Origin of the sequence: Marinimicrobium sp. UBA4209 (assembly GCF_002381585.1) — a bacterium.
Classification (GTDB): domain Bacteria; phylum Pseudomonadota; class Gammaproteobacteria; order Pseudomonadales; family Cellvibrionaceae; genus Marinimicrobium; species Marinimicrobium koreense.
On record NZ_DFTP01000031.1, the window covers coordinates 78107 to 84926 of the forward strand.

The 6820-nt window shown below is 60.0% G+C and carries 7 protein-coding genes; 5 read left to right on the forward strand and 2 right to left on the reverse strand.

Annotated features, from left to right (window positions below; translation table 11 throughout):
• From B3187_RS04800 to B3187_RS04810, 3 genes are all read left to right on the forward strand, one after another.
• Positions 1-2340 (forward strand): sialidase family protein, encoded by a 2340-nt coding sequence (locus B3187_RS04800; RefSeq protein WP_286804845.1) that lies wholly within the window; start codon positions 1-3, stop codon positions 2338-2340.
• A gap of 98 nt (positions 2341-2438) precedes the next feature.
• Entirely contained in the window at positions 2439-2828 is a 390-nt protein-coding gene (locus B3187_RS04805; protein ID WP_286804847.1) for a PH domain-containing protein, read from the forward strand.
• On the forward strand, positions 2828-3142 hold the full coding sequence (locus B3187_RS04810; protein ID WP_286804849.1) for a hypothetical protein: 315 nt from the start codon (positions 2828-2830) through the stop codon (positions 3140-3142). The genes B3187_RS04805 and B3187_RS04810 overlap by 1 nt, the downstream gene beginning before the upstream one ends.
• 28 nt (positions 3143-3170) lie before the next feature.
• Here the strand turns inward: B3187_RS04810 and trhA are convergent, their stop codons facing one another.
• Positions 3171-3830, reverse strand: coding sequence for a PAQR family membrane homeostasis protein TrhA (trhA, locus tag B3187_RS04815; RefSeq protein ID WP_286804850.1), 660 nt, complete (start codon positions 3828-3830; stop codon positions 3171-3173).
• Between the two features lie 106 nt (positions 3831-3936).
• On the opposite strand from trhA, the gene B3187_RS04820 reads away from it, so the two are divergent.
• A complete protein-coding gene (locus tag B3187_RS04820; protein WP_286804851.1) occupies positions 3937-4896 on the forward strand; it encodes an HPP family protein in 960 nt (319 codons plus the stop codon).
• 22 nt (positions 4897-4918) lie between these two features.
• On the forward strand, positions 4919-5626 hold the full coding sequence (locus B3187_RS04825; protein WP_170162880.1) for a glutamine amidotransferase-related protein: 708 nt from the start codon (positions 4919-4921) through the stop codon (positions 5624-5626).
• Here B3187_RS04825 and B3187_RS04830 read toward each other — a convergent pair.
• Positions 5627-6820, reverse strand: a 1194-nt coding sequence (locus tag B3187_RS04830) for a cation:proton antiporter family protein (RefSeq protein ID WP_286804852.1), incomplete at its 5' end; no start/stop codon positions are given.

Below are 6820 nucleotides of genomic sequence, written 5' to 3' on the forward strand. Positions count from 1 at the left end.
ATGAACCACATCATGAATGTTGCGCCGACTATGGGCTCTGTGGCGCGCCAGCCTCGCGTCATAGTCCCGCTGTTGGCCGGTGCGCTGAGCGCGTTGCTTTTACTGGGTTGCAACAATACCGGACCTAAACAAAATCAACCCGTAGCCCAAACGGAAATCGATCGGCAAACCGCGTTTCGAGTGCGCTCGGAGTTCGGTTTGCCGCTGAATGACGATGGTGGTTGGGCCAGCGACACCAACGAGCCGGCCACCGTGTTCGCCGATGAGCCCTTCCGGATTCGCTTTGAAGTCGAAGCCACCGAAGCGGATAACACCGCGCGTCGTTACCCGCTTGACGTACGCCGCAATAATGGCGAGTGGGAGCCCCTGGGGGCCGAAAATTTCCCGCAGCCCGCCAAAGTGTACGAACTCGATTTTGATCGCCAGCCCAGTGACGCGATGGACGAGCTCTGGCACCTCATCAGCGGCGACGCCTCGGCGCTGTCCTGGATAGCGAATGGCGATGAAGGACACCTGACGCTTCAGTCTGACGACTTGGCACTGTTGGCCCTGGGGCGCTATGAAACCCATTGGGAGCCACTGGAGTTCGCGGTTGACCTGCGCCTGCCAGAGGTGGACGCCCAGGCAGGCGTCGTGTTCGGTTATGAGGATGCTGAAAACTATTTGCGCGTGGACGTAAAAGCCGGTGACGCCGTGCAGGTGGTCCGCGTCAGTGAAGGTATGGAGTCCACACTCGCCACTCACCCGTTCGACATCAAACCCGGACAGTGGTTTGAGCTGAAACTGATCCTGGCGGGCCAGGACCTGATCGTGGAATACCATGATGAGGCACTGGTCTTTACGGAAAACCTCAAACGGGACATTCCCCCTTCCGTCGCCGGACTGTATGTGCCGCAAGGAAGTCGGGCGGACGTGCGGGCCTTGGTGGTGGAAGGCCAACCTCACTCGCCTCGCACCAGTATTATGGCCAGCGCATCGTTCGGGCACGGTGCCCCAACCCGGGATCTGTTAAGCGTCTCCCTGCTACCGTTCACCGGTGGTGCCGGCGTCAGCTTCGCGGATCGTACACCGGTCTGGTCACCTGAGGGCGGGCACAGTGAATGGGAATTTCCCATCGTGATTCGCCGCTTTTCCGACGAAGCCGCCCTCAACGAGTCCGGTGACCGTTTCGAGTATCGGCTGGTGGATCAGACGGGAGAGCCACTGGCGTCGGAGGTGCTGGCCTCGGTAACCCTTGAAGTCGCCGATGGTCACCTGGGAGGTACCTTTGTGGAAACGCCCATGCGCATCGGCCCCTGGGAGGCGAGCAATGGCGATCTTTACTTTCTGATGGAACCGGCGGAAACCTGGAATGCCCTGATGACTGTCAAGTCCACCAATGGTGGAGAGAGCTGGTACGAAGTGGATGGCGCACACCGCCCCAAAACCGGCGACCTGGAAGGCTTCGCCTCGGTTCGGGTGGACGACAGGATCCATATGCTGCACCAGACCTCCGATCATGTGTTCTATCACGTGTTCCGCACCTCAGATCACCCCGAGCAACCGGATACCTGGGCCATTCGCGACGAACGACTGGCCTCCCCCGAAGAGCCACCTACCCAGGTGGCCGATATCGCTGTGCGCTCCGATGGTAGCGTGGTGGCGGTATACGGTGGCCCCGATAAAATTCACTCCCGCACCCGCTCACCCGAGGGTGACTGGAGCGAGGAAACCGTGATTGATGCCGACATCGGTCCGGCTCTGTCAGGCCCGGCGCTGGTGCTCGGCAAGCATGGTGTGGTGCACCTGGCTTACACCGGCGATGACGGCAGGGCGTTCTACCGTCAATTACTACCCAATGATGAACTGACCGAGCGGCAAACCATCGCGGAGGGACTCGGCACCGATAGTGAAGATATCGGCTCCATTCTGCCCCTGGTGTATCAGCCGGAGTCCGAAACGGTCGTGATGATTTATCGGCGGGCGGACGGCTATCTCTGTGAGCGGCGGCTCGACGCCAAGGGCAACTGGAGTGACCCGGTTCAGGTGAGCGACCGCACCGTGGTCCAGAACGCCGTTGACGCCGATCAGACCGGGGCGGACGCCATCGCCTATGGCAACAGTGTCCAGGTGCTGTTTATTGAGGAGGATACCGGCCACCTCTACCACACCGAACACGGTGGTGAGGGCGACTGGAGTGAAGCCCGGTTGTTGGTCGACGATGAATCGGTGCAGTGGGTGCGCGGTGCGCTGGTCAAACGGAATGAAGCTTCTGCGGCTTATGGCTACGTCTATGACGGCGGCGCCGATGGTGGCTCCGGCAAGAACCGCTACCGGGAGCTGCCACTCAAGGCACGCTGAAGTTCAGTGAATCGTCCGGGGTGTGAACCACCCCGGCTGCAGGGGGCGCACGGGAGTGCTATTATCAAGCTCATTGACCCAAGAACAAGGAGCCTGCCATGAGCGAACCCCTGTACTCCGAACACCCCGCCATGTTCAAGAACAACCCCATCGGTTTTATCGTCAGCCTGTTGCTGATTCCGGTTTTCGGGCTGGGGCTGCTGATTCTGCTCTGGTGGTATTTGCAGTGTAAAGGCTCACTGCTGACGGTGAAAGAGCACGACATTCTGTACGAACAGGGCCTGCTCAGTAAAAACCGGGCCGAGTTCAGTATTTCGGGCATTCGCACCGTGCGGGTCAACCAGAGTTTTTTCAATCGCATTTTTGGCGTGGGTACGATCCAGATCTACACCGCTGGTGACCAACCTGAAATCGAAGCCAAGGGGATGCCCGAACCCAACCGGGTGCGCGAATTGATCAAGGCCCGCCAGAACGGAGGCGCCCGGTAATGGTGGGGGAAGAAGATCGCAAGGACAGGAACGAATCCCGCAAGATTGCCATTGTCCTGGTTTCGCTGGTGGTGTTGGTGGGCGTGGCGGCGATGTTGCTTTTGCCCTCCCTGGCCGAATTCTCCGCGTCCTATCTGGAACCCGGCATGGGGCTGAAAACCGCCGCCATTGTCTCCTTCTTTGTCACCGTCGTGCTGTTTCTGGTCTTCGCCGTGGCTTCCGGCGACGGCCTGTTGGGGGAGTTGCAGTTTATGCTGCTGGGCTTCTTCCTGTTTTTTGTGATTTTCTGGTTGATGATCGCCTGGATTTTTTGATCGTCTGTTTCAAGTCGCTTGACCCACCTCAGTGGGCATAACCAAACACCGCGACAAAGTGGCATAGGGTGCCGCCCAACACAAACAGGTGCCAGACAAAGTGGGCGAACTTGACCTTCGAGTCCAGCACATAGAACACCACACCCAGCGTATAAGATGCGCCACCCGCCACTAACCAAGCGATACCGGCGGCCGGTACCTCGCGGGTTAGCGGGTGCATGGCCACCAGCACCATCCAGCCCATGACCAGGTACAGCCCCACCGAGAGTACCGGGTGGTGCAGCTTCCTCAGGCTCTTCATCAACACCCCAAAAGCCGCCAGCACCCAGATGATGCCAAACAGCGTCCAACCCCAGGGGCCGCTCAAGGCGCCCAGTGTAAAGGGGGTGTAAGTGCCGGCAATCAGCAGGTAAATGGCCGAGTGATCGATGTCCTTGCAAATCCGTTTGGCCCGTCCCTGCGGCAGCATGTGGTACACGGAGGAGGCCAGGTACAGCACGATCATGGTCGCGCAGAAGATGCTGACGCCCACCACAAAGGCCGGGTCCTCCAGGCGAATGGCCCGGGCCACCATGAACGGTGTGGCAATAATGGCGGCAATCAGGCCGATCCCGTGGCTGATGGTATTGGCGGCTTCTTCGCCCACCGTCTGCAAGCGGCCCTTCAGAGCCTGAGTGGCTGTGTTCATCAAGTGCTCCCGACGTGAATTCCTATGCTGAGCGCCAGCATAACCGACGCATGGTGGTCCGGCTAATGATACTATGCGCACTTTTTTGGTGCATAAGGACAGTTTGGTGTCTATCTCCTCTCTCTGGCGAGAAATTCTTGCCTATCTTGGCATTGAGCGCAACCGGACCCGTCACAGCGAAAAGCTGCTATCGGCACTGGGTGCCTTCGTGGGCATTCTGGCGGTCTATGGTTTCTCCCACTGGTATCTGGCCGACGTCGGTGCCCTGTTGATGCTCGCCTCCATGGGCGCTTCGGCGGTACTGCTGTTTGCCGTACCGCACGGGGCATTGTCCCAACCCTGGGCGGTGATTGGCGGCCATCTGGTCTCCGCAATAGTCGGGGTCAGTTGCCAAAAGTTGTTCCCCGGTACGCTCTGGACGCCGGCCCTGGCCGTTGGGCTGGCGGTGGCCGCCATGCATTACCTGCGCTGCATTCATCCGCCGGGCGGTGCCACCGCTCTGGTGGCGGTCATCGGTGGGGCCAGTGTACATTCCATGGGTTACCACTATGTGATCACCCCGGTGGCCCTGAATGCGCTCACCCTGGTGGCCACGGCGGTGGTGTTCAACAGCTTTTTCGCGTGGCGCCGCTATCCGGCCCACTGGAGTCGCCGCCTGGACCATACCAGACACGCGCCGCCCAAAGTCGGCTCCATCACCCTCAGTCAGGAAGATCTGGCGGCCGCCATGGAGCAGCTGAATTCCTACGTCGACATTACAACGGAAGAGCTGGTGGAGCTGACGCAGCTGGCACGCGAACACGCCGAGCAGCAGGTCGAGCACCCGCAGCGAATTGATGCCGGTCGTTTCTACAGTAACGGAGAGTTGGGGAATCGCTGGTGTGTGAGGCAAGTCGTTGATGCGGCGGATGCCGCGGAACAGCGCCGGGATCAGGTGATCTATAAAAACGTCGCCGGCGCCAACGCCTATGAGACCGGCATTTGTCAGCGGGAAGAATTCAGGCAGTGGGCGCGCTTCGAAGTGGTGGAATCCGGCGGAAGGTGGGTTAAGCTGGGCGGCAGTTGATCAACAAGACGGGAGTCAGTGCATGCGATTGGCCATTCTGGATGCGGATATTCTGAGAGAGGCGTTGCAGCCTAAGTACCACAGCTACGGCCGAATGTTTGAGGCGCTGTTCGAGCGTCAACAGCTCGATTGGGAGATGGACATTTTCAGGGTCATTGAGGGCGACTATCCCTCGGACATGGATCAGTATGATGCCTACCTGATCACCGGCAGCCAGTACGATGCCTTTTCCGATGAGCCCTGGATTCGCCGACTGCGTGAGTATGTCCGGGCGCTGTTCGAGGCGGGTAAACCGATGGTGGGTGTCTGTTTTGGCCATCAACTGCTGGCGCACGCGCTGGGTGGAGAGGCCGGGCGCGCGGACACCGGTTGGGGCCTGGGGGTGATGACCTATCCGTTGCTGACCAAGCCACCGTTTGTGGATGATGCCGAATCGGTATCGTTGATCATCAGCCACCGCGACCAGGTGACCCGCTTACCGCCCGACGCCGAACGTCTGCTCAGTAACGACTTCTGTCCGAACGCGGCCTTCCATATCCCCGGTCGGGTTCTGGCCATTCAGGGCCATCCGGAATTCAGCGTGGACTACGCTCAGGCCCTGTTGCAGTACCGCAAACAGGAACTTACGCCAGACCACCTGGCCAGGGTGCTTGAAAGCTACTCGGTTCCTCACCAGGGTGAGCGTGTTGGCCAGTGGATGCGCCGGTTCCTTGAGCAGGCCGTCGCCTGATCAGTGCTCGGCCCGGCCGGTCTGCATGTACTGACAGATGTGCTCGGCCAGGCTGGTGCCCGCCTCGTTCATCGTCAGGTAAGTCCGGTTGGCGCCAGCGGCGTCGATGCGGTTGGCTTCATCCTCGTACAGGCTATGGGAAACGATATAGCCCTCAAAGCCATTGCTGCGCAGTTTTTTGGCGGAAATGATCTTCGCTTCCGAGTCGCTCATGCTCAGGACCACCGCCTTGATCTGGGTCATGTCCAACCCCTGCCAGAAGGCCTGATCCTCGGCGTCTGCGAACAGAATATTGCGTCCCGCCTTACGGTGTTTGTCCACCTTGCCGGGGTCCGAATCCAGGGCAATCAATTTATAGCCCTGCTTCTGCAGGCGTTCGTAGGCGGCGGCACCGGTGCGGCCCATACCCATCACCACCACCTCGGCATCACCCAGGGAGATCGGCTGCTCGTCCGGATGCCAGCTATCCCGTTCCAGCTTCTGCAGGCGGTTGGCCAGCTTCTCGTAGAGCGGATGGGCGATGTGGTTGAGCGGTGCGGAGAGCACGAAGGAAAACGCCAGGGTAATGGCAATCGGCACCAGCCACTCCGGCAGCGCAACACTGGCGACGATCAGGCCAAACTCGCTGTAGTTACTCAGGCTCAGGCCAGTCAGAAAGGCGCTGCGGGCGCGCAGCTTGAAAGCCAGCAGCAATACGAAGAACAGCAGCCCCTTGAGGGGCAGCACCAGCGTCATGATGGCGGCAAAAATCAGCATGTCGGCGTCGGGCAACCCCTCCATGCCGATCTGCAGAAAGAAACCTACCAGAAACAGTTCTTTTACGCTCCAGAGCGAGTTGGACAGCTCGGTCGCGCGCGGGTGATTGGCCAGCAGGGCGCCAAAGGCCAGCGCTCCCAGTTCGGAGCTGAGTCCCACAGACTCGAACCCCTGGCCACCTACGGCCAGTGCCAACAGCAAGCCCAGCAACATCAGCAACTCGTCGTGGCCACTCATGTCGAGCAGGCGATAGAACACCGGACGCAACAGCGGCAGAGCGAAAATCAGCAGCGCCCACCAGGAGGGCGTCTCGCCGTTGGCAAAGGCCATGACCACCAGGGCGATCAGGTCCTGCACAATCAGAATGCCGATGGCCACCCGTCCGTGAAAGGCGCGCAACTCTCGCTTGCTGTCGAGCACCTTGGCCGCCAGCACGGT